General features: G+C 56.7%; 17 protein-coding genes, 6 tRNA genes and 3 rRNA genes. 3 read left to right on the top strand and 23 right to left on the bottom strand.

Annotated features, from left to right (window positions below):
- Nucleotides 1-54: 54 nt before the first annotated feature.
- From rpoB to tyrS, 21 genes are all read right to left on the bottom strand, one after another.
- Nucleotides 55-4,128 (bottom strand): DNA-directed RNA polymerase subunit beta, encoded by a 4,074-nt coding sequence (gene rpoB, locus CWR53_RS20160; RefSeq protein ID WP_058606001.1) that lies wholly within the window; start codon nt 4,126-4,128, stop codon nt 55-57.
- A 219-nt stretch (nt 4,129-4,347) separates the two neighbouring features.
- A complete protein-coding gene (gene rplL / locus CWR53_RS20165; RefSeq protein WP_003255496.1) occupies nt 4,348-4,713 on the bottom strand; it encodes a 50S ribosomal protein L7/L12 in 366 nt (121 codons plus the stop codon).
- A 78-nt stretch (nt 4,714-4,791) separates the two neighbouring features.
- Entirely contained in the window at nt 4,792-5,292 is a 501-nt protein-coding gene (gene rplJ, locus CWR53_RS20170) for a 50S ribosomal protein L10 (protein ID WP_016715872.1), read from the bottom strand.
- 197 nt (nt 5,293-5,489) lie between these two features.
- Complete coding sequence (rplA, locus tag CWR53_RS20175; RefSeq protein ID WP_027915749.1) at nt 5,490-6,185, bottom strand: 50S ribosomal protein L1; 696 nt, start codon at nt 6,183-6,185, stop codon at nt 5,490-5,492.
- Nucleotides 6,185-6,616 (bottom strand): 50S ribosomal protein L11, encoded by a 432-nt coding sequence (gene rplK, locus CWR53_RS20180; protein WP_027915748.1) that lies wholly within the window; start codon nt 6,614-6,616, stop codon nt 6,185-6,187. The genes rplA and rplK overlap by 1 nt, the downstream gene beginning before the upstream one ends.
- Before the next feature lie 119 nt (nt 6,617-6,735).
- Nucleotides 6,736-7,269 carry a transcription termination/antitermination protein NusG gene (gene nusG / locus CWR53_RS20185; protein ID WP_003255501.1) on the bottom strand — a complete coding sequence of 178 codons (534 nt, stop codon included), beginning with the start codon at nt 7,267-7,269 and terminating at the stop codon, nt 6,736-6,738.
- Nucleotides 7,270-7,278: 9 nt separating this feature from the next.
- A complete protein-coding gene (gene secE / locus CWR53_RS20190; RefSeq protein WP_027915747.1) occupies nt 7,279-7,647 on the bottom strand; it encodes a preprotein translocase subunit SecE in 369 nt (122 codons plus the stop codon).
- Nucleotides 7,648-7,691: 44 nt separating this feature from the next.
- Nucleotides 7,692-7,767, bottom strand: a tRNA-Trp gene (locus CWR53_RS20195).
- 54 nt (nt 7,768-7,821) lie between these two features.
- Nucleotides 7,822-9,015: an elongation factor Tu gene (gene tuf / locus CWR53_RS20200; protein WP_038411791.1), complete on the bottom strand. Its 1,194-nt coding sequence runs from the start codon at nt 9,013-9,015 to the stop codon at nt 7,822-7,824.
- 78 nt (nt 9,016-9,093) lie between these two features.
- Nucleotides 9,094-9,169: transfer RNA gene (locus CWR53_RS20205), tRNA-Thr, on the bottom strand.
- A 29-nt stretch (nt 9,170-9,198) separates the two neighbouring features.
- A tRNA-Gly gene (locus tag CWR53_RS20210) sits at nt 9,199-9,272 on the bottom strand.
- A 24-nt stretch (nt 9,273-9,296) separates the two neighbouring features.
- Nucleotides 9,297-9,380 (bottom strand) — tRNA-Tyr (locus CWR53_RS20215).
- Nucleotides 9,381-9,532: 152 nt separating this feature from the next.
- Nucleotides 9,533-9,958, bottom strand: coding sequence for a hypothetical protein (locus CWR53_RS20220; RefSeq protein ID WP_100852343.1), 426 nt, complete (start codon nt 9,956-9,958; stop codon nt 9,533-9,535).
- Between the two features lie 7 nt (nt 9,959-9,965).
- Nucleotides 9,966-10,715, bottom strand: a complete 750-nt coding sequence (locus CWR53_RS20225; RefSeq protein ID WP_058606176.1) for a pantothenate kinase — start codon at nt 10,713-10,715, stop codon at nt 9,966-9,968.
- Nucleotides 10,705-11,664 carry a bifunctional biotin--[acetyl-CoA-carboxylase] ligase/biotin operon repressor BirA gene (gene birA / locus CWR53_RS20230; RefSeq protein WP_100852688.1) on the bottom strand — a complete coding sequence of 320 codons (960 nt, stop codon included), beginning with the start codon at nt 11,662-11,664 and terminating at the stop codon, nt 10,705-10,707. The genes CWR53_RS20225 and birA overlap by 11 nt, the downstream gene beginning before the upstream one ends.
- Nucleotides 11,665-11,887: 223 nt before the next feature.
- Nucleotides 11,888-12,003, bottom strand: a 5S ribosomal RNA gene (gene rrf / locus CWR53_RS20235).
- 134 nt (nt 12,004-12,137) lie between these two features.
- Nucleotides 12,138-15,030: ribosomal RNA gene (locus CWR53_RS20240) — 23S ribosomal RNA — on the bottom strand.
- 250 nt (nt 15,031-15,280) lie between these two features.
- Nucleotides 15,281-15,356: transfer RNA gene (locus CWR53_RS20245), tRNA-Ala, on the bottom strand.
- Nucleotides 15,357-15,380: 24 nt separating this feature from the next.
- Nucleotides 15,381-15,457, bottom strand: a tRNA-Ile gene (locus CWR53_RS20250).
- An 85-nt stretch (nt 15,458-15,542) separates the two neighbouring features.
- Nucleotides 15,543-17,078 (bottom strand): 16S ribosomal RNA (locus tag CWR53_RS20255).
- The 16S, 23S and 5S rRNA genes sit together here with 2 tRNA genes alongside, the layout of an rRNA operon.
- 565 nt (nt 17,079-17,643) lie before the next feature.
- Complete coding sequence (gene tyrS / locus CWR53_RS20260; RefSeq protein WP_058603067.1) at nt 17,644-18,843, bottom strand: tyrosine--tRNA ligase; 1,200 nt, start codon at nt 18,841-18,843, stop codon at nt 17,644-17,646.
- Nucleotides 18,844-19,056: 213 nt separating this feature from the next.
- On the opposite strand from tyrS, the gene CWR53_RS20270 reads away from it, so the two are divergent.
- Nucleotides 19,057-20,478 carry a peptidoglycan DD-metalloendopeptidase family protein gene (locus CWR53_RS20270; RefSeq protein ID WP_058603066.1) on the top strand — a complete coding sequence of 474 codons (1,422 nt, stop codon included), beginning with the start codon at nt 19,057-19,059 and terminating at the stop codon, nt 20,476-20,478.
- Nucleotides 20,479-20,482: 4 nt separating this feature from the next.
- Nucleotides 20,483-21,574 (top strand): anhydro-N-acetylmuramic acid kinase, encoded by a 1,092-nt coding sequence (locus CWR53_RS20275; RefSeq protein ID WP_100852344.1) that lies wholly within the window; start codon nt 20,483-20,485, stop codon nt 21,572-21,574.
- Between the two features lie 63 nt (nt 21,575-21,637).
- On the opposite strand, the gene erpA is transcribed toward CWR53_RS20275, so the two are convergent.
- Nucleotides 21,638-21,988 (bottom strand): iron-sulfur cluster insertion protein ErpA, encoded by a 351-nt coding sequence (erpA, locus tag CWR53_RS20280; protein WP_023532751.1) that lies wholly within the window; start codon nt 21,986-21,988, stop codon nt 21,638-21,640.
- Between the two features lie 130 nt (nt 21,989-22,118).
- Nucleotides 22,119-23,153: an N-acetyl-gamma-glutamyl-phosphate reductase gene (argC, locus tag CWR53_RS20285; RefSeq protein WP_058603064.1), complete on the bottom strand. Its 1,035-nt coding sequence runs from the start codon at nt 23,151-23,153 to the stop codon at nt 22,119-22,121.
- A gap of 141 nt (nt 23,154-23,294) precedes the next feature.
- On the opposite strand from argC, the gene hemJ reads away from it, so the two are divergent.
- Nucleotides 23,295-23,720: a protoporphyrinogen oxidase HemJ gene (hemJ, locus tag CWR53_RS20290; RefSeq protein ID WP_100852345.1), complete on the top strand. Its 426-nt coding sequence runs from the start codon at nt 23,295-23,297 to the stop codon at nt 23,718-23,720.
- Nucleotides 23,721-23,889 lie beyond the last annotated feature (169 nt).

A 23,889-nucleotide genomic window follows, 5' to 3' on the forward strand; every position in this document is an offset into this window, starting at 1 on the left:
CCTGGCGGAGCAGGGAGCGGGCACTGCCTGCCCCACTCCCCTTCACGTCACGTGTTATTCGGTTTCCAGATCGATATCGATACCGAGCGAACGGATCTCTTTGATCAACACGTTGAAGGACTCGGGCATGCCCGGCTCCATACGGTGATCGCCATCCACGATGTTCTTGTACATCTTGGTACGGCCGTTCACGTCGTCCGACTTCACTGTGAGCATTTCTTGCAGGGTGTATGCCGCGCCGTATGCTTCCAGCGCCCACACTTCCATCTCCCCGAAACGCTGACCACCGAACTGTGCCTTACCACCCAGCGGCTGCTGGGTAACCAGGCTGTAAGAACCAGTGGAACGCGCGTGCATCTTGTCGTCCACCAAGTGGTTCAGCTTCAGCATGTACATGTAACCAACGGTCACAGGACGCTCGAACTTGTTGCCGGTACGGCCATCGAACAGCACCATCTGGCCGCTCTCAGGCAGGTCGGCCAGCTTCAGCATGGCCTTGATCTCGCTCTCTTTCGCACCGTCGAACACGGGCGTTGCCATTGGCACGCCTTTCTTCAGGTTATGAGCCAGGGCGAGAATTTCTTCATCGCTGAACTCGTCGAGGCTTTCCTGACGACCACCGATCTCGTTGTAGACCTCGGTCAGGAACACGCGCAGCTCTGCGGCCTTGCGCTGCTCCTCGATCATGCGATCGATCTTTTCACCCAGACCCTTGGCCGCGAGGCCCAAGTGGGTTTCCAGAATCTGACCCACGTTCATACGCGAAGGTACACCCAACGGGTTAAGTACGACATCGACCGGCGTGCCGTTGGCGTCATGCGGCATGTCTTCGACCGGCATGATCACCGAGACAACACCTTTGTTACCGTGACGACCGGCCATCTTGTCACCCGGCTGGATGCGACGGCGGATTGCCAGGTAGACCTTGACGATCTTCAGAACGCCTGGTGCCAGGTCATCGCCCTGTTGCAGCTTGCGCTTCTTGTCTTCGAACTTGTCGTCCAGCAGTCGGCGACGGTCGACGATGTACTGCTGAGCCTTTTCCAGCTGCTCGTTCAGTGCATCTTCGGCCATGCGCAGCTTGAACCACTGACCGTGCTCCAGACCGGCGAGGACTTCATCAGTGATGACAGTGCCTTTCTTCAGGCCTGCACCACCGTCGACCACCTGACCATCCAACGCAGAGCGCAGACGCTCGAAGGTTGCGCCTTCGACGATGCGGAATTCCTCGTTGAGGTCCTTGCGGATCTCGTCGAGCTGCATCTTCTCGATGGCCAGCGCACGGCTGTCACGCTCGACGCCATCACGGGTGAAGACCTGAACGTCGATGACAGTACCCTTGGTACCGGTCGGTACGCGCAGGGAAGTGTCCTTAACGTCGCTGGCTTTTTCGCCGAAGATCGCGCGCAGCAGTTTTTCTTCAGGGGTGAGCTGGGTTTCGCCTTTTGGCGTTACCTTGCCGACCAGAATATCGCCAGCGCCAACTTCAGCACCGACGTAAACGATACCGGCTTCGTCCAGCTTGTTCAGCGCAGCCTCACCCACGTTCGGGATGTCTGCAGTGATCTCTTCTGGGCCAAGCTTGGTGTCACGGGCCACACAGGTCAGTTCCTGGATGTGGATCGTGGTGAAGCGATCTTCCTGAACGACGCGCTCGGAGAGGCAGATGGAGTCTTCGAAGTTGAAGCCGTTCCATGCCATGAACGCGATGCGCATGTTCTGACCCAGCGCCAGCTCACCCATGTCGGTGGACGGGCCATCGGCCATGATATCGCCGCGCTGTACCATGTCACCCTTGCTCACCAGCGGACGCTGGTTGATGCAGGTGTTCTGGTTCGAACGGGTGTACTTGGTCAGGTTGTAGATATCTACACCTGCCTCGCCGGTTTCCACTTCGTCATCCGCTACACGGACCACGATACGGCTGGCGTCGACCGAGTCGATCACGCCACCGCGGCGAGCAACCACGCAGACACCGGAGTCACGGGCAACGTTGCGCTCCATGCCGGTACCTACCAGCGGCTTGTCGGCACGCAGGGTGGGTACAGCCTGACGCTGCATGTTCGAGCCCATCAGTGCACGGTTGGCGTCGTCGTGCTCCAGGAATGGGATCAGCGACGCAGCGACCGAAACTACCTGCTTGGGCGAAACGTCCATCAGAGTGACGTCTTCCGGCGCCTTGACGGTGAATTCGTTCAGGTGACGCACAGCGACCAGCTCATCGATCAGCTGCTTCTTGTCGTTCATCGCGGCCGAAGCCTGGGCGATCACGTGATCGGCCTCTTCGATGGCAGACAGGAATACGATGTCGTCGCTGACAACGCCTTCCTTCACCACACGGTACGGGCTTTCCAAGAAGCCGTACTGGTTGGTGCGAGCATACGCAGCCAGAGAGTTGATCAGACCGATGTTCGGACCTTCAGGGGTTTCGATCGGGCACACGCGGCCGTAGTGGGTCGGGTGTACGTCACGCACCTCGAAGCCAGCACGCTCACGGGTCAGACCGCCAGGGCCGAGTGCGGAAACACGGCGCTTGTGGGTGATCTCGGAGAGCGGGTTGTTCTGGTCCATGAACTGCGAAAGCTGGCTGGAACCGAAGAACTCTTTCACCGCGGCCGCAACCGGCTTGGCGTTGATCAGGTCCTGAGGCATCAGGCCTTCGCTTTCAGCCATCGACAGACGTTCCTTGACCGCGCGCTCGACACGCACCAGGCCTACACGGAACTGGTTCTCGGCCATTTCACCAACGCAACGTACGCGACGGTTACCCAGGTGGTCGATGTCGTCGACGATGCCTTTGCCGTTACGGATATCGACGAGAGTCTTCAGAACCTCGACGATATCTTCCTTGCTCAGCACGCCCGAACCTTCGATTTCGGTGCGACCGATACGACGGTTGAACTTCATGCGGCCGACGGCGGACAGGTCGTAACGCTCGGCGCTGAAGAACAGGTTGTTGAACAGGGTTTCGGCAGCATCCTTGGTCGGCGGCTCACCTGGACGCATCATGCGATAGATTTCGACCAGAGCTTCCAATTGGTTGCTGGTGGTGTCGATCTTCAAGGTATCGGAGATGAACGGACCGCAATCGATGTCGTTGGTGTACAGGGTCTCGATGCGGACGACCTGTGCCTTGGCGACTTTGACCAGCAGTTCGGTCGTCAGCTCGGTGTTGCACTCGGCAATGATCTCGCCGGTTGCAGGGTGCACGATGGCCTTGGCAGTCGTACGGCCCAGGACATACTCCATCGGCACGTTGAGCTGTTTGACACCGGCTTTTTCGAGCTGATTGATATGGCGCGCAGTGATACGACGGCCTTGCTCGACGATGACCTTGCCATTCTCGTCATGGATGTCCATGACCGCGACTTCACCACGCAGACGCTGTGGCACCAGTTCAAGGCTGAGGTTCTCGCCGGAAACATGGAACACGTTGGTGGTGTAGAAGGTGTTCAGCACTTCTTCAGTGCTGTAGCCCAGCGCGCGCAGCAGGACGGAAGCCGGCAGTTTGCGGCGACGGTCGATACGCACGAATACGCAGTCCTTGGGATCGAACTCGAAGTCCAACCAGGAGCCGCGGTAAGGAATGATGCGAGCGGAGTACAGCAGCTTGCCCGAGCTGTGAGTCTTGCCACGGTCGTGGTCGAAGAATACACCCGGCGAGCGGTGCAGCTGGGAAACGATCACACGCTCGGTACCGTTGATTACGAAGGTACCGTTCTCAGTCATCAGGGGGATTTCACCCATGTAGACTTCTTGCTCTTTGATGTCCTTGATCGCTTTGTTCGACGATTCCTTGTCGAAGATGATCAGGCGCACCTTGACCCGCAGTGGGACCGCGAAGGTCACGCCACGCAGGACACATTCCTTCACATCGAAGGCGGGTTCGCCCAGGCGATAGCCTACGTACTCCAAGGCAGCATTGCCGGAGTAGCTGATGATCGGGAATACCGATTTGAAGGCCGCATGCAGACCGACGTCGCGGAACTGATCCTTGGATGCTCCCGCTTGCAGGAATTCGCGATACGAATCCAGCTGGATGGCCAGGAGGTAAGGCACATCCATCACGTCCGGCAACTTGCTAAAGTCCTTGCGGATACGTTTTTTCTCAGTGTATGAGTAAGCCATCAGCGTTCCCCAGCTTGGTCACCTGCTTGTTTGGCTTCTCCCGGCGGGAGCAGCCAGAAAATCGTGCAAACCCTTGGTTTGCGCCACCCACATGGGTGTCTTGCAGCTTGTTATCGGGGCCGGCCTGACCGACCGCCAATAACGGAAAAAGGCCGGTGGCATAAGCCACCAGCCATCAGCCCTTTGCTCAACGCTCGGACTGGCGTCGCAAGGTCGAGATTACTTCAGCTCGACTTTAGCGCCTGCTTCTTCCAGCTTCTTCTTAGCGTCTTCAGCGGCTTCTTTCGAAACGCCTTCAGCTACAACCTGAGGAGCGCCATCGACTTTCTCTTTGGCTTCTTTCAGGCCCAGACCGGTCAGTTCGCGAACGGCCTTGATCACGTTCACTTTCTTGTCGCCAGCTTCAACCAGAACAACGTTGAACTCGGTCTGCTCTTCAACAACGGCAGCAGCAGCAGCTGGGCCAGCAGCGGCAACAGCAGCGGTAACGCCGAAGGTTTCTTCCATAGCTTTGATCAGCTCAACAACTTCCAGAACGGTTTTCTGGCCGATTGCTTCGATGATTTGCTCGTTAGTCAGGGACATGACTTAAATCCTGTATTGGGGTGACAGCCTACGCAGCCATCAAATTAAACGAATGATTTTGAAAGAGTTTCGCTTGCCTTAGGCAGCGGTAGCTTCTTTCTGGTCGCGAATGGCTGCCAGAGTACGAGCCAGCTTGCTGGTAGCGCCTTGGATCACGCTCATCAGTTTCGCAATAGCTTCGTCGCGGGTCGGCAGGGTAGCCAACACGTCGATCTGGTTCGCTGCAATGAAATTGCCGTCAAACGCAGCTGCCTTGATCTCGAACTTGTCCTGACCCTTGGCGAACTCTTTGAACAGACGGGCAGCAGCGCCCGGGTGTTCGTTGGAGAAAGCAATCAGGGTCGGGCCTTTGAACGCATCGTTGAGGATCGAAAATTCGGTGCCTTCAACAGCGCGCTTGAGCAGGGTGTTACGTACGACACGCACGTATACGCCAGCTTCGCGGGCCTCTTTACGGAGTCCGGTCATTGCGCTTACAGTCACACCACGGGCATCGGCCACGACAGCGGACAGAGCGACTTTGGCAGCCTCGTTGACTTCAGCGACGATGGCCTTCTTGTCTTCGAGTTTAATTGCCACGGGTTTACTCCTGGTTTTTACCGTTTCATCTGGCCGAAGCCGGATGTCGTTTTGGTGTCTGATTCGGTAACGAATCGGGAGCACCATCTGCGTGGGCTGATGTTTTAAGGCTTGCGCCGCCTACGGTCTTGGATAGCCCCCGCCAGGCAGGGACCCCAATTTTTGCTGGTGGCGTGACAGGTCACACCACCATGTTCTTACACGTCCAGCGAGCTCTGGTCGATGACCAGACCTGGGCCCATAGTGGTGCTCAGGGTAACGCGCTTGACGTAGATACCTTTCGAAGAAGCTGGCTTGATACGCTTGAGGTCAGCGATCAGCGCTTCAACGTTTTCCTTCAGCTTGCCGGCTTCGAAGCCGATTTTGCCAACGGAAGTGTGAATGATACCGTTCTTGTCGGTACGGTAGCGAACCTGACCAGCCTTGGCGTTTTTCACGGCAGTGGCTACGTCTGGGGTTACGGTACCAACCTTCGGGTTAGGCATCAGGCCACGTGGGCCCAGAACCTGACCCAGCTGACCTACAACACGCATGGCATCAGGCGATGCGATGACGACGTCATAGTTCAGGTCGCCGCCTTTCATTTCAGCAGCCAGATCGTCCATACCTACGCGGTCAGCGCCGGCAGCCAGAGCGGCTTCAGCAGCTGGACCCTGGGTGAAGACAGCAACACGTACAGTCTTGCCAGTGCCGTGTGGCAGCACGGTAGCGCTACGAACAACCTGGTCGGATTTACGTGGGTCAACACCGAGGTTTACCGCGATGTCGTACGATTCGACGAACTTGGCAGCCGGCAGCGAAGCCAGCAGAGTTGCCGCTTCTTCGAAGTTATAGGCCTTGCCTGCTTCGATTTTTTCGGCGATTGCCTTTTGGCGCTTGGTCAGCTTAGCCATTACACACCCTCCACGTTCAAGCCCATGCTGCGGGCAGAGCCAGCGATGGTGCGTACAGCTGCGTCCAGGTCAGCAGAAGTCAGGTCGGCTTGTTTAGCCTTGGCGATTTCTTCCAGCTGAGCGCGGGTAACGGTACCGACTTTAACGGTGTTCGGGCGAGCCGAACCACTGGTCAGGCCAGCAGCTTTCTTCAGCAGAACCGAGGCAGGAGTGCTCTTGGTCTCGAAGGTGAAGCTACGGTCGCTGTATACAGTGATGATCACTGGAGTCGGCAGGCCGGCTTCTTGACCCTGGGTACGGGCGTTGAAGGCCTTGCAGAATTCCATGATGTTCACACCATGTTGGCCCAGTGCTGGACCAACGGGTGGGCTTGGGTTGGCCTGGCCGGCCTTAACTTGCAGCTTGATGTAAGCCTGAATCTTCTTAGCCATGAGCTACTCCAATATCGGGTACGAACGCCTATTGGCTCCCCGGATGACTTGCGTTTTATCCCAGTGACGACAAAACCCCGCAGCACACAGGGCTGCGGGGTATGGGATGCTTCGTCCGCCTAGACCTTTTCGACCTGGCTGAACTCGAGCTCCACGGGCGTAGAGCGACCGAAAATAAGCACTGCAACCTGCAGGCGGCTCTTTTCGTAGTTAACCTCTTCGACACTACCATTGAAGTCTGCGAACGGACCATCAATGACTCGAACCACTTCACCGGGCTCGAACAGAGTCTTGGGCTTCGGCTTGTCACTGCCGTCGGCAACGCGACGCAGGATTGCCTCAGCTTCTTTATCAGTGATGGGTGCGGGCTTGTCCGCTGTACCACCGATAAAGCCCATCACGCGCGGGGTATCCTTGACCAAGTGCCAAGTCCCTTCGTTCATTTCCATCTGGACCAACACGTAGCCCGGGAAGAACTTGCGTTCACTCTTGCGCTTCTGGCCGTTACGCATTTCAACGACTTCTTCGGTCGGAACCAGGATCTCGCCGAAACCGTCTTCCATGCCAGCCAGCTTGACGCGCTCGATCAAGGAGCGCATCACATGCTTCTCGTAACCCGAGTAAGCATGCACAACATACCAACGCTTAGCCACGGGGCACCTTTAGCCTACGATCAAGGAGACCGCCCAGCCGAGCAGGGAATCGAGCCCCCACAGCAGCAGAGCCATAACCAGCACGACAGCCACAACAATCAGCGTGGTCTGGGTGGTTTCTTGGCGGGTCGGCCATACGACTTTACGAATCTCGGTACGCGCTTCCTTGGCCAGCGTAAAGAACGACTTACCCTTCGCGGTCTGCAAGGCAACAAAGCCAGCAACAGCAGCCAGAGCAAGAAGTGCGAGTACGCGGTACAGAATTGGAGCAGCAGAGTAATACTGATTACCCACTACACCAACAACCACCAAAGCCACTACAGCCAGCCACTTGAACAGATCAAAACGCGATTCTTGGGCTTCAGTTTTGGGGGTCATCGAGGAGGATCCTGTAAGAAGAAAGCCATCACACCGAGGTGAAATGGCAGGTCAGGAGGGAATCGAACCCCCAACCTACGGTTTTGGAGACCGTCGCTCTGCCAATTGAGCTACTGACCTGTAACGCTGTATCAGGCCGGCTATTATACCGGCCCAATCAAGTAAATCAACTACTTATTCAATAATTTTGGCTACGACGCCGGCGCCGACGGTACGACCGCCTTCACGGATAGCGAAGCGCAGACCGTCTTCCATTGCGATGGTCTTGATCAGGGTAACAGTCATCTGAATGTTGTCACCTGGCATTACCATTTCAACGCCTTCCGGCAGTTCGCAGTTACCGGTCACGTCAGTGGTACGGAAGTAGAACTGAGGACGGTAGCCTTTGAAGAACGGAGTGTGACGACCGCCTTCTTCTTTCGACAGAACGTAGACTTCTGCGGTGAACTTGGTGTGCGGCTTGACCGAACCTGGCTTGACCAGAACCTGGCCACGCTCAACGTCGTCACGCTTGGTACCACGCAGCAGAACGCCGCAGTTCTCGCCAGCACGGCCTTCGTCCAGCAGCTTGCGGAACATCTCAACACCGGTGCAGGTGGTGGTGGTGGTGTCACGCAGACCAACGATTTCCAGCGGATCCTGAACGCGGACGATACCACGCTCGATACGGCCGGTCACAACGGTACCACGACCCGAGATCGAGAACACGTCTTCGATCGGCATCAGGAAAGGCTGGTCGATGGCACGAACTGGCTCAGGGATGTAGGAATCCAGAGTCTCTACCAGCTTCTTGACAGCGGTAGTGCCCATTTCGTTGTCGTCTTTGCCTTCCAGCGCCATACGAGCCGAACCGATGATGATCGGGGTGTCGTCGCCTGGGAAGTCGTAGGTGGACAGCAGGTCGCGAACTTCCATCTCGACCAGTTCCAGCAGCTCAGCGTCGTCTACCAGGTCAGCCTTGTTCAGGAAGACCACGATGTACGGAACGCCAACCTGACGGGACAGCAGGATGTGCTCACGGGTTTGTGGCATCGGACCATCGGCGGCCGAGCAAACCAGAATCGCGCCGTCCATCTGGGCAGCACCGGTGATCATGTTCTTCACGTAGTCAGCGTGACCTGGGCAGTCAACGTGAGCGTAGTGACGAATGGTCGAGTTGTACTCAACGTGAGCGGTGTTGATGGTGATACCGCGCGCTTTTTCTTCCGGAGCCGAGTCGATCTTGTCGAACTCAACGACTGCCGAACCGAATACTTCGGAGCAGACGCGAGTCAGAGCTGCGGTCAGAGTGGTCTTACCGTGGTCAACGTGGCCGATAGTGCCGACGTTAACGTGGGGAAGGGAACGATCAAACTTTTCCTTAGCCATCGATACAATCCTCCGCAGAAGAAATAGTCTTGCGCTGATAAAACAAAGGCAGATATTTTCATATCTGCCTTGTTTATATGGAGCTCTTGAGCGGACTTGAACCGCTGACCTCACCCTTACCAAGGGTGTGCTCTACCAACTGAGCTACAAGAGCGAAACACGTTGTGCAATAACCAGCAAACTTGGAGCGGGTAGCGGGAATCGAACCCGCATCATCAGCTTGGAAGGCTGAGGTTCTACCACTAAACTATACCCGCGAGGCTTGCGGCTCTCGCTAAAACTGGTGGAGGGAGAAGGATTCGAACCTTCGAAGCTCTCGCAACGGATTTACAGTCCGTCCCCTTTGGCCGCTCGGGAATCCCTCCAGATGTGGCCGGCATTTTATTCATCTGCCGTCCTAGTGTCAAGCGCTTTTTCAAATTTTTTCAATCAAATCTGAAACTTAGCTGCGGTGACACCGCTTGCAACTCAACCACCTGAGTGGTGTTCCCTGCGAAGCGGGCGCCATTCTATCAAGCTATTCACCAGTTGCAATACCCTGGCAGAAAATAATTTGATGTTTTAAGTCTTTGAAATCATTGGAAAGCGCGTCAAGGGCCGCTGGGTCCAACAAGCGTTCACTTTCAGGCTCTACTTTGAGCCAACGCCCCTGGGCACCTGCGACCTGCCCACGGACTGGAGCCGTGGCGATGTCCAGACTTGTCAGCCGCTGACGAAGCGACTCGAGCACCTCGGTCGTCATTGCGCCTCCAACGATGAGGCACTCTTCGCGACGCCGATCAGGTGCCGCCACTCCCGCTTCCCGCAACAGGCGAATGTCCTGCTGACTGCCTTTATAAAGCAAAAGCGGCGTGACATCCTTGACCTTGAGTGGCGCCTCCTGCTGATTCCAGACGTAGTAAACACCATTGAGCATCAGCAGCAACAAGAACAACCAGCGCATAGGCACCTCAATTCAATGGGCAGGCCATGGCCAGGCCTACAAAGACCAAGTCGGGCACTACACGCGCGTCAGGCAACGAGTCCTTGACCAACGGGGCATCCCCTCCCGTCAGGAACACAGCAAAATCCTCGCCCCACATCTCACGCGCTTGCTCAACTTGTGTGCGCACGAAGCCTTGCAGCATCAGCACGCAGCCTCGTTCGACCGCCTCCACCGTTGAGCGACCCGGAGCCAAGCTGACCAGTGCACGCTCGGCAGACGCATCGTCATAGCGAATACGCCGCGTGTGCGTGCGCAGCTGGCTGCGCATCAGAGGCATGCCTGGACAGATGTAGCCGCCGAGATGCTCCCCATTGGCCGCCACGAAGTCCGCTTTGGCCGCAGTGCCCAGATCAATGACGAGGCAAGCGCCCTTGGCAAGGTGGAATGCGCCCAGCGTCGCCAGCCAGCGATCCATACCAAGGCGCTGATAGTCCTCATAGCCATTGCGCACGCCCGCCATCTCCGGCGCTGACCGTGCGACCTGTGCCTGGACGGCAAACACTTGAGCAATCAGTGACGTCAAAGCGTCGGTTTCTTCTTCACTGCGCACACTGACGATACGGCAAGCCGTAACCTGCACGCATGCCAGCGCTCTGATCTGGTCCATGAGTGTCTGGTCGGAATCCACGATTCCGCCACCCACGATCATCGCGTCGTGAACGTGAATTACCCGCCACTTGATGAAGCTGTTACCGCAATCGAGCTCAAGAATCATCACTCAACCTCAAACTAAGCTCGCCGCCGCTGAAAACTCTCTCCACGCCATCTACACACATGCGCAAACCGCCCTGCCCGTCCACACCCGCGACTACGCCTTGTACCTGGGTGGCTCCGGCAATGAGCGTGACATTGCGCCCCTGCCAGAGATGCGCCTGCTCCCATTCTTCCTGGAAAGCCGCGAATCCATATCGGCGGTGACGCCCCAGCTCATGCTCCAAGTGGTGGCTCAGCACCGCCACTAAATGATTGCGGTCTACAGACGCCCCCAATTCTCGACGCATGGATGTCCATCGTTGATCCACCTGCGCATTGGCCTGCATATTTACGTTTATGCCAATGCCCAGCACCACATGGCATACGTCTGCCGGATCACCGATCAACTCGAGCAAGATGCCGGTGACCTTGTGACCATCGACCAGCACGTCGTTAGGCCACTTCAAGCCTACATTCCTTACCCCGAATGCCTGCAATGTGCGCATGACCGCCAACCCCACGACCAGGCTCAGGCCCTCAAGCTGGCGCATGCCGCCATCAATGCGCAGCACCAGACTGAAGTAAAGGTTTTGCGCGAAAGGGCTGATCCATTGCCGGCCGCGTCTCCCGCGACCCGCAGTCTGCTGCTCCGCCAAGACGACGAAGGGCGCTGGCTGTCCTGCCGCCGCCAAGCGCATACCTTCAGCATTGGTCGAGTCGATCGACTCATGGATGAATGTGGGCCAGGCTGCCGCCTCCGCGTATCCTGCGATCGCAGCATTGTCCAGCAGCACCAACGGTGACGCTAGCTGATAGCCGCGTCCACGTACCTTGTGGATACTGAGGTTTAGCTCGCTTTCCAGGTGCTGCAACTGCTTCCACACCGCACTGCGACTGACGCCCAGAGCCGCCCCCAGAGCTTCTCCGGAATGGAATCGGCCATCCTTGAGGAGATTCAACAACTTCAGCATGCGCGTCTCGACTTCGAATGAGGCTGGCATGATAGCCATGGGGGATTGCCTTGCATAGGACAAGGACCTGCGATTGAGATTGGGGGGTACGTTGCACCGGTCCGGCTCAGATACCAGGCCGCCAACCCTCGGGGCTTCCACAGGTGCAATGCCGACCGGCTTATTTGACGCCCAAAGACAAAACCCCTACCTGCATACGCAGATAGGGGTTTTGCGAAATGAATCTTGACGATGACCTACTCTCACATGGGGAAACCCCACACTACCATCGGCGATGCATCGTTTCACTACTGAGTTCGGGATGGGATCAGGTGGTTCCAATGCTCTATGGTCGTCAAGAAATTCTGTAGCCAGAATGTCCTGTTGGACAGCCCAGCGAATTCGGATATGTGATATTTGCGATGCGTTGCGAACTTTCGGTTCATGTCATCTTCACCACCGCAATCTGCAGGAGCAAATTGCTTGGGTGTTATATGGTCAAGCCTCACGGGCAATTAGTATTGGTTAGCTCAACGCCTCACAGCGCTTACACACCCAACCTATCAACGTCGTAGTCTTCGACGGCCCTTTAGGGGATTCAAGATCCCAGTGAGATCTCATCTTGAGGCAAGTTTCCCGCTTAGATGCTTTCAGCGGTTATCTCTTCCGAACATAGCTACCCGGCAATGCCACTGGCGTGACAACCGGAACACCAGAGGTTCGTCCACTCCGGTCCTCTCGTACTAGGAGCAGCCCCTCTCAAATCTCAAACGTCCACGGCAGATAGGGACCGAACTGTCTCACGACGTTCTAAACCCAGCTCGCGTACCACTTTAAATGGCGAACAGCCATACCCTTGGGACCGGCTTCAGCCCCAGGATGTGATGAGCCGACATCGAGGTGCCAAACACCGCCGTCGATATGAACTCTTGGGCGGTATCAGCCTGTTATCCCCGGAGTACCTTTTATCCGTTGAGCGATGGCCCTTCCATACAGAACCACCGGATCACTAAGACCTACTTTCGTACCTGCTCGACGTGTGTGTCTCGCAGTCAAGCGCGCTTTTGCCTTTATACTCTACGACCGATTTCCGACCGGTCTGAGCGCACCTTCGTACTCCTCCGTTACTCTTTGGGAGGAGACCGCCCCAGTCAAACTACCCACCATACACTGTCCTCGATCCGGATAACGGACCTGAGTTAGAACCTCAAAGTTGCCAGGGTGGTATTTCAAGGATGGCTCCATGAGAACTGGCGTCCCCACTTCAAAGCCTCCCACCTATCCTACACAAGCAAATTCAAAGTCCAGTGCAAAGCTATAGTAAAGGTTCACGGGGTCTTTCCGTCTAGCCGCGGATACACTGCATCTTCACAGCGATTTCAATTTCACTGAGTCTCGGGTGGAGACAGCGCCGCCATCGTTACGCCATTCGTGCAGGTCGGAACTTACCCGACAAGGAATTTCGCTACCTTAGGACCGTTATAGTTACGGCCGCCGTTTACCGGGGCTTCGATCAAGAGCTTCGCTTGCGCTAACCCCATCAATTAACCTTCCGGCACCGGGCAGGCGTCACACCCTATACGTCCACTTTCGTGTTTGCAGAGTGCTGTGTTTTTAATAAACAGTCGCAGCGGCCTGGTATCTTCGACCAGCAAAAGCTTACGGGGCAAGCCCTTCACCTTCGCCGGCGCACCTTCTCCCGAAGTTACGGTGCCATTTTGCCTAGTTCCTTCACCCGAGTTCTCTCAAGCGCCTTGGTATTCTCTACCTAACCACCTGTGTCGGTTTGGGGTACGGTTCCCAGTTATCTGAAGCTTAGGAGCTTTTCTTGGAAGCATGGTATCAACCACTTCGTCGCCTAAAGGCAACTCGTCATCAGCTCTCGGCCTTGAAATCCCGGATTTGCCTAAGATTTCAGCCTACCACCTTAAACCTGGACAACCAACGCCAGGCTGGCCTAACCTTCTCCGTCCCTCCATCGCAATAACTGGAAGTACAGGAATATTAACCTGTTTTCCATCGACTACGCTTTTCAGCCTCGCCTTAGGGACCGACTAACCCTGCGTCGATTAACGTTGCGCAGGAAACCTTGGTCTTTCGGCGTGCGAGTTTTTCACTCGCATTGTCGTTACTCATGTCAGCATTCGCACTTCTGATACCTCCAGCAAGCTTCTCAACTCACCTTCACAGGCTTACAGAACGCTCCTCTACCGCATCACCATAAGGTGATACCCGTAGCTTCGGTGCATGGTTTGAGCCCCGTTACATCTTCCGCGCAGGCCGACTCGACTAGTGAGCTATTACGCTTTCTTTAAAGGGTGGCTGCTTCTAAGCCAACCTCCTAGCTGTCTAAGCCTTCCCACATCGTTTCCCACTTAACCATGACTTTGGGACCTTAGCTGACGGTCTGGGTTGTTTCCCTTTTCACGACGGACGTTAGCACCCGCCGTGTGTCTCCCATGCTCGGCACTTGTAGGTATTCGGAGTTTGCATCGGTTTGGTAAGTCGGGATGACCCCCTAGCCGAAACAGTGCTCTACCCCCTACAGTGATACATGAGGCGCTACCTAAATAGCTTTCGAGGAGAACCAGCTATCTCCGAGCTTGATTAGCCTTTCACTCCGATCCACAGGTCATCCGCTAACTTTTCAACGGTAGTCGGTTCGGTCCTCCAGTCAGTGTTACCTAACCTTCAACCTGCCCATGGATAGATCGCCCGGTTTCGGGTCTATACCCAGCGACTAAACGCCCTATTAAGACTCGCTTTCGCTACGCCTCCCCTATTCGGTTAAGCTCGCCACTGAATATAAGTCGCTGACCCATTATACAAAAGGTACGCAGTCACCTAACAAAGTAGGCTCCCACTGCTTGTACGCATACGGTTTCAGGTTCTATTTCACTCCCCTCTCCGGGGTTCTTTTCGCCTTTCCCTCACGGTACTGGTTCACTATCGGTCAGTCAGTAGTATTTAGCCTTGGAGGATGGTCCCCCCATATTCAGACAAAGTTTCTCGTGCTCCGTCCTACTCGATTTCATTGACAAGAGATTTTCGTGTACGGGGCTATCACCCACTATGGCCGCACTTTCCAGAGCGTTCCACTAATCTCAAATCAACTTAAGGGCTGGTCCCCGTTCGCTCGCCACTACTAAGGGAATCTCGGTTGATTTCTTTTCCTCAGGGTACTTAGATGTTTCAGTTCCCCTGGTTCGCCTCTTGCACCTATGTATTCAGTACAAGATAACCAGCTTGTGCTGGCTGGGTTCCCCCATTCAGAGATCTCTGGATCACAGTCTGTTTGCCGACTCCCCAAAGCTTTTCGCAGGCTACCACGTCTTTCATCGCCTCTGACTGCCAAGGCATCCACCGTATGCGCTTCTTCACTTGACCATATAACCCCAAGCAATCTGGTTATACTGTGAAGACGACATTCGCCGAAAATTCGCACGTTGCTCTTACGAGCAGAACTCACAAATTTTACCTTAGCCTGAATTCCAGCAGTGAAACTGGTCTTCAGTCTATTTCTATCACATATCCGAATTTTTAAAGAACGATCTGACAAAAGTCAGAAATCAACATTCACACCGGAATGTTCATTTCTGTGTTCTGAACAGTGCTGCAAACCTGAAGCCTGAAGGATTGGTGGAGCCAAGCGGGATCGAACCGCTGACCTCCTGCGTGCAAGGCAGGCGCTCTCCCAGCTGAGCTATGGCCCCGTATTCTACGGCTGAACCAAGTAATGGTAGGTCTGGGCAGATTTGAACTGCCGACCTCACCCTTATCAGGGGTGCGCTCTAACCAACTGAGCTACAGACCTATAACAGGGTCGCTTTACAACATCGTCTTTTACAATGAATCAAGCAATTCGTGTGGGAGCTCATCAGCAGGCTGATGTCGTCGATTAAGGAGGTGATCCAGCCGCAGGTTCCCCTACGGCTACCTTGTTACGACTTCACCCCAGTCATGAATCACACCGTGGTAACCGTCCCCCGAAGGTTAGACTAGCTACTTCTGGTGCAACCCACTCCCATGGTGTGACGGGCGGTGTGTACAAGGCCCGGGAACGTATTCACCGCGACATTCTGATTCGCGATTACTAGCGATTCCGACTTCACGCAGTCGAGTTGCAGACTGCGATCCGGACTACGATCGGTTTTGTGAGATTAGCTCCACCTCGCGGCTTGGCAACCCTCTGTACCGACCATTGTAGCACGTGTGTAGCCCAGGCCGTAAGGGCCATGATGACTTGACGTCATCCCCACCTTCCTCCGGTTTGTCACCGGCAGTCTCCTTAGAGTGCCCACCATAATGTGCTGGTAACTAAGGACAAGGGTTGCGCTCGTTACGGGACTTAACCCAACATCTCACGACACGAGCTGACGACAGCCATGCAGCACCTGTGTCAGAGTTCCCGAAGGCACCAATCCATCTCTGGAAAGTTCTCTGCATGTCAAGGCCTGGTAAGGTTCTTCGCGTTGCTTCGAATTAAACCACATGCTCCACCGCTTGTGCGGGCCCCCGTCAATTCATTTGAGTTTTAACCTTGCGGCCGTACTCCCCAGGCGGTCAACTTAATGCGTTAGCTGCGCCACTAAAATCTCAAGGATTCCAACGGCTAGTTGACATCGTTTACGGCGTGGACTACCAGGGTATCTAATCCTGTTTGCTCCCCACGCTTTCGCACCTCAGTGTCAGTATCAGTCCAGGTGGTCGCCTTCGCCACTGGTGTTCCTTCCTATATCTACGCATTTCACCGCTACACAGGAAATTCCACCACCCTCTACCGTACTCTAGCTTGCCAGTTTTGGATGCAGTTCCCAGGTTGAGCCCGGGGCTTTCACATCCAACTTAACAAACCACCTACGCGCGCTTTACGCCCAGTAATTCCGATTAACGCTTGCACCCTCTGTATTACCGCGGCTGCTGGCACAGAGTTAGCCGGTGCTTATTCTGTCGGTAACGTCAAAATTGCAGAGTATTAATCTACAACCCTTCCTCCCAACTTAAAGTGCTTTACAATCCGAAGACCTTCTTCACACACGCGGCATGGCTGGATCAGGCTTTCGCCCATTGTCCAATATTCCCCACTGCTGCCTCCCGTAGGAGTCTGGACCGTGTCTCAGTTCCAGTGTGACTGATCATCCTCTCAGACCAGTTACGGATCGTCGCCTTGGTGAGCCATTACCTCACCAACAAGCTAATCCGACCTAGGCTCATCTGATAGCGCAAGGCCCGAAGGTCCCCTGCTTTCTCCCGTAGGACGTATGCGGTATTAGCGTTCCTTTCGAAACGTTGTCCCCCACTACCAGGCAGATTCCTAGGCATTACTCACCCGTCCGCCGCTGAATCAAGGAGCAAGCTCCCGTCATCCGCTCGACTTGCATGTGTTAGGCCTGCCGCCAGCGTTCAATCTGAGCCATGATCAAACTCTTCAGTTCAATACTGCTTGGGTTTTTAAGAAACCCTAAACTTGGCTCAGCAATCTCAAATGACTATGTGATTTCTCGCATGGCCACTTGTGATGCTGATAATCTTTTTGACTATCAGTCCGTACTCACAAGCACCCACACGAATTGCTTGATTCGATTTGTTAAAGAGCGTTTGGCTGAGCGTGTTTCGTCTCAACCGAGGCGCGCATTCTACGCTTTCCTCATTGCCTGTCAAGCGTTTATTTTGAAGTTTATTTCGAGAAACTCGTTCAACTTCAAACACTTGACTCGCTTCGATCTCTCGTAGCGGGAGGCGAATTCTACAGCGTTTCAACACACTGTCAACCTTCTTCTCAACCGCTGCCGATCTGTTCGATCGTAACCCTTACAGCACCACCCGAACTAGCTAACTCATTGAATCTCAAGGAGTTTCGCGTTCCGATGTCGCTGGAAGTGGGGCGCATTATAAGGGGATTCGAAACCGCGTCAACCTTTAATTTCATATAAATCAAAAGCAAAGCGGGGAAGGCCCTTCGGCCTCCCCCGCTTATAGAGAGTACGCGCAGCGAATGCCTTACTCTGCCTTGAGCGTGACGCGTGCGAATGACTTCTTACCTGCCTGGCAGACATGGGTCGCGCCCAGTGCAACCACAAAGTCACGGTCAACTACGGCGCCATCGACCTTCACAGCCCCACTCCCCAATAGATCCCGCGCCTGCGCCGAGTTCTTGACCAGACCGGCACGGTTGAGCACCGCAGCAATGGGCAGCGGCTCGGCGGCAAGCACTTCGATCTCGGGCAAGTCTTCCGGCAACTCGCCGTCCTTCATACGATTCCCAGCGGCGCGATGAGCGTTGGCTGCGGCCTCCTCACCATGGAACCGCGCCACGATCTCCTCCGCCAGCTGGATCTTGATGTCCCGCGGGTTCGCCCCATTGGCTACATCCACGCGAAGCTGATCGATGTCCTCCATGGAACGGAAGCTCAGCAACTCGAAGTAACGCCACATCAGGGTGTCCGGAATCGACACCAGCTTGCTGTACATCACACCAGGCGCTTCCTGGATGCCGACATAATTACCCAGCGACTTGGACATCTTCTTGACGCCATCAAGCCCTTCGAGCAGGGGCATGGTCACGATACTCTGAGCTTCCTGACCGTAGGCACGCTGCAGTTCACGTCCCATCAGCAGGTTGAACTTCTGGTCGGTACCGCCCAGCTCGACATCCGCCTTGAGCGCGACAGAGTCATATCCCTGCACCAGCGGATAGAGGAATTCATGAATGGCGATGGGTTGATTAGTGGTGTAGCGCTTGTCGAAATCGTCGCGCTCCAGCATACGGGCGACCGTGTACTGCGATGCCAGACGGATGAAGTCGGCGGGTGTCAGCGTGTCCATCCAGGTGGAATTGAACGCGACCTCGGTCCTGGCTGGGTCGAGAATCTTGAAGACCTGCTGCTTATAGGTCTCGGCATTGTCCAGCACCTGCTCACGGGTCAATGGCGGGCGTGTGGCGCTCTTGCCACTGGGGTCGCCGATCATGCCGGTGAAGTCACCGATCAGGAACACCACGGTATGCCCCAACTCCTGGAACTGGCGCAGCTTGTTGATCAGTACCGTGTGACCGAGATGAAGGTCAGGAGCGGTAGGGTCGAAACCGGCCTTGATGCGCAAGGGCTGACCACGCTTGAGTTTTTCAACCAGCTCGGACTCCACCAGTACTTCTTCCGCACCGCGCTTGATAAGCGCCAGCTGCTCTTCAACCGACTTCATAGACAAACCCGCAAGGCTCAGATTCAGGGGGAGCCAACCATACAAGATCGGCCGTCAAATACAAGTTTTGCAAAGGAATGTGACCTGGGGGCGTGTGCGCAGCGTCTACGCGCCCTTGCGTGAAAATGGTTTTGGTTATATTTTATACAGTTATTTCATCTTCATCATGTCATTCATCTATTCCATTTCACCTTTTTCAAAGTCTCCTTACCCATGACCAACGAACCGCCTAAAGCGCCTCCGCTTTATCCGAAAACACACCTGTTGGCCGCCAGCGGCATTGCCGCCCTGCTTAGCCTGGCATTGCTGGTGTTCCCATCCAGCGACGTGGAAGCCAAGAAAACCACCCTCAACCTCGAGCTGGAAACCCCAGCCGAGCAACTGAAAGACGAATCCCGCGCGGCGCCACTGGTGCAGGCAGCCGGTGAGCAAGGCTCGCCGTTTGCGCAGATCGATGAGGCGGCTGCCTCCACCCAGAAAGCCGAACAGCAAACCCCGCCGGCCGAAGCCGCCGCACAGCCCGCGAAAGACCCTGCCCACCGGGAAGTCACCGTCGCAAGCGGAGATACCTTGTCAACGCTGTTTGCCAAGGTCGGCCTGCCGGCCAATGCCGTCCACGACATTCTTGCCAGCAGCAAGCAAGCCAAGCAGTTCAGCCAGCTCAAGCATGGCCAGGTCCTGCAGTTCGAATTGGACAAGCAAGGCCAGCTGGCCAGCTTGCACAGCAAGGTCGGCAGCCTCGAAACCATTCGCCTGACCAAGACGGCCAAGGGCTACACCTTCAACCGTGAAATCAGCAAACCCGTAGTGCGCACCGCCTACGCCCATGGCGTCATCAAGAGCTCGCTCTCGGCATCGGCACAACGCGCCGGGTTGTCCCACAGCCTGACCATGGACATGGCCAAGGTGCTGGGCTACGACATCGACTTCGCCCAGGATATTCGCCAAGGTGACGAGTTCGACGTGGTCTATGAGCAGAAGGTAATGGACGGCAAAGTGGTCGGCACCGGTAATATCCTCTCGGCGCGCTTTACCAACCGCGGCAAGACCTACACGGCCGTGCGCTATACCAACAAGCAAGGCAACACCAGCTACTACACGGCCGATGGCAACAGCCTGCGCAAAGCCTTCATCCGCACACCCGTGGATTTCGCGCGCATCAGCTCCCGCTTCTCTGCCGGGCGCAAGCACCCGATTCTCAACAAGATCCGCGCCCACAAGGGGGTGGACTATGCAGCCCCGCGAGGCACGCCCATCAAGGCCGCGGGTGATGGCCGTATCGAGCTGGCCGGCCGGCGCGGCGGCTACGGCAATACGGTGATCATTCAGCACGGCAATCGGTACAAGACCTTGTACGGTCACATGCAAGGCTTTGCCAAGGGCATCAAGACCGGCGGCTCGGTCAAGCAGGGCCAGATCATCGGCTATATCGGGACCACCGGCCTTTCCACCGGTCCCCACCTGCACTACGAGTTCCAGGTCAACGGCGTGCATGTTGACCCGCTGAGCCAGAAAGTGCCGATGTCCGATCCGATCGCCAAGAACGAGCGCCAGCGTTTCCTGCAGCAAAGCCAGCCGCTGATCGCACGCATGGACCAGGAAAAAGCCACGCTACTTGCCATGAACAAACGGTGAGCCCATGGGCCTTTACCTAGGTGTGATGTCAGGGACCAGCCTGGATGGGCTGGACATCGCCCTGGTCGAGCAAGGCGAGCACATCGAACTGCTCGCCACCCATTATCTGCCCATGCCAACGGAACTGCGGCAAGCGCTGCTCGACCTGTGTACTTCTGGGCCGGATGAAGTGGCGCGGGTCGCCCTCGCTGAGAACCTGTGGGCGGCCTTGGCAGCCCGAGGCATACTGGATTTGCTCGACCACCATGCCTTGCAGCCCAAAGACATTCGCGCTATCGGCAGCCATGGCCAGACCATTCGCCATGAGCCTGCCCGAGGCTTCACCGTGCAGATCGGCAACCCGGCGCTCCTGGCTGAACTGTCAGGCATCACGGTCGTGGCCGACTTTCGTCGCCGTGACGTAGCGGCCGGTGGTCAGGGCGCGCCGCTCGTCCCGGCGTTCCACGAAACGCTGTTCGGCCATCTCGAACAGCCGCTGGCCATTCTGAACGTGGGCGGTTTCAGCAACCTCAGCTTGATTGCCGAAGACAAGCCGGTCCGAGGCTTCGATTGCGGACCGGGCAATGTCCTGATGGACGCCTGGATCGAGCGCAAACGCGGCCAGGCATACGATGCCAACGGCGCCTGGGCGGCGTGTGGGGCTGTGCAACCTGCCCTGCTGACCTCCCTCATGGCCGACCCATTCTTTGCCGGCAGTGGGCCCAAGAGTACAGGCCGTGAAGTCTTCAACCTGCGCTGGCTGGAAAGCCATCTCGCTGCGCTGCCTGCCTACCGCGACGAGGACGTCCAGGCAACGCTGCTGGAAGTCAGCGCCCAAAGCATCATCGATTCGCTGAACACCGCACAGCAGGGCACCAGGACCCTTCTGGTATGTGGGGGTGGCGCCCACAATGGCGCCTTGATGGCTCGCCTTGCAACAGGCCTGCCTGGCGTGAAGGTATCCAGCACAGCCGAACAGGGGGTAGACCCTGATTGGGTTGAGGCCATGGCGTTCGCCTGGCTGGCGCATTGCTGCCTTGAGGGCATCCCTGCCAACCGTCCCAGCGTTACGGCCGCCAAAGGCTTGCGTGTTCTGGGCGCCATCTATCCGGCTTGAGCCATTGACCTGCCCAACGAAAAACGCCGCGCTTAAGCGCGGCGTTTTGACGAAGGCAAGGCTTCAGATCGAGAACGAAGAGCCACAGCCACAGGTGGTGGCAGCATTGGGGTTCTTGATAATGAAGCGCGAGCCTTCCAGGCCCTCCTGGTAATCCACTTCGGCACCGGCCAGGTACTGGAAGCTCATCGGGTCCACTACCAGCGAGACCCCCTCGCGCTCCACGATGGTATCGTCGTCGGCCACTTCCTCATCGAACGTGAAGCCATACTGGAAACCCGAGCAACCGCCACCGGTGACGAATACACGCAGCTTCAGGCGGTCATTGCCCTCTTCGGAAACCAGGTTCTTCACCTTCAGCGCAGCACCGTGGGTAAATTCCAAAACCGTAGGGGTGAAGGTTTCGACGCTCATGTTGATTCTCCCGGCCGACGGCCGTCATAAAACTCGATGACGGCCATTATCCGCTTTCCCGAGAAAATCGGTCAACAATAGGCGACGGGCAGGTCGCGATCAGCACAGCTCGCCGTAAGCCCTCCTCAGCTTACGGCAACAGGCCGGCATGGCTCAGCCCCATGCGCTCATCAAGCCCGAACACGATGTTCAGGTTCTGCACGGCCTGCCCGGAAGCGCCTTTGACCAGGTTGTCGATGACCGACAACACCACGACCAGATCACTCCCTTGTGGACGATGAACAGCAATGCGGCAGACGTTGGCGCCGCGCACGCTGCGGGTTTCGGGGTGGCTACCGGCGGGCATCACGTCCACGAAGGGTTCGTTGGCGTAGCGCTTCTCGTACAGCGCCTGGAGGTCGACCGATGTGTCGGCGACAGTCGCATACAAGGTGGCATGGATGCCGCGGATCATCGGCGTCAGGTGAGGGACGAAGGTCAGGCCAATGTCCTTGCCCGCAGCCAGACGCAGGCCCTGGCTGATTTCCGGAAGGTGACGATGCCCCTTGACCGCATAGGCTTTCATGCTCTCACCGGCCTCACAGAACAGCGACCCGACAGCCGCACCCCGTCCGGCACCGCTGACACCGGACTTGCAGTCGGCGATCAAGCGCGACGCGTCGGCCAAACCAGCTTCGAGCAACGGCAGGAAACCCAGTTGAGTGGCGGTTGGGTAGCAGCCCGGAACCGCGATCAGGCGCGCCTGGCGGATCTTGTCGCGGTTGACCTCGGGCAAGCCGTACACGGCATCGTCGAGCAGATCAGGCGCGCCGTGAGGCTGGCCGTACCACTTGGCCCACTCCACTGCGTCCTGCAGGCGGAAGTCGGCCGACAGGTCGATGACCTTGGTGCCCGCCGCCAGGAGTTCGCCCGCCAGGGCATGAGCGACACCATGGGGAGTGGCAAAAAACACCACATCACACGCGCCCAGGGTCTTGCTGTCAGGCACGCTGAATGCAAGGCCGTCGTAATGGCCGCGCAGGTTCGGATACATGTCGGCCACCGCCACACCGGCTTCCGAGCGCGAGGTGATGACCGCTACCTCGGCCTGTGGGTGCTGAGCCAGCAGACGCAACAGTTCGACGCCGGTGTAACCCGTGCCGCCGACGATACCGACCTTGATCATAACGCTTGCCCCTTATCAACGAGCCGTCTGGAAAACGCACGATGATAGGGGCGTGATGCGTCTGTCACAACACTTCAGGTGTCCCTGAGGGCGCCTGGGCACTACTATCTGACGACCGTGAATACCTGAAGGAATGCCCCGATGCTCTACCTATGGATCAAAGCGCTGCACATCGTCAGCGTCGTATGCTGGTTCGCCGGCCTGTTCTACTTGCCACGGCTGTTCGTCTACCATGCCCAGAGCCAGGACAGCATCAGCCAGGACCGGTTCGTGACCATGGAACGCAAGCTGTACCGAGGCATCATGAACCCGGCGATGATCGCCACCTATGTGTTCGGCGCCTGGATGCTCTACCTCACACCTGGGTGGCTGGGCCAGGGCTGGCTGCACGCCAAGCTGACACTGGTGCTTCTGCTGACCGGCTACCACCATGTGTGCGGGGCCCAGCGTAAACGCTTCGCCGCCGGCACCAACACCCGCAGCCATGTCTACTATCGCTGGTTCAACGAGGTACCTGTTCTGATCCTGCTGGCGGTCGTTATCCTGGTGGTGGTCAAACCGTTCTGATAATGGTGCCCAGCACTGGGGCTGCCAGGACGGTGCAAAGCTACTCGCCGATCGTCATAAGCGTCACTGACCGCCTATGCAGCGGCGCATTCCCAGGCTTGGGCAGCCCAGCAAAACGCAGCACCTGCCACCGCCAAGCTGTACACTAGATGCCCTCTTCGGCCCCAGG

This window comes from Pseudomonas sp. SGAir0191 (assembly GCF_002812565.2).
Classification (GTDB): Bacteria; Pseudomonadota; Gammaproteobacteria; order Pseudomonadales; family Pseudomonadaceae; genus Aquipseudomonas; species Aquipseudomonas parafulva_B.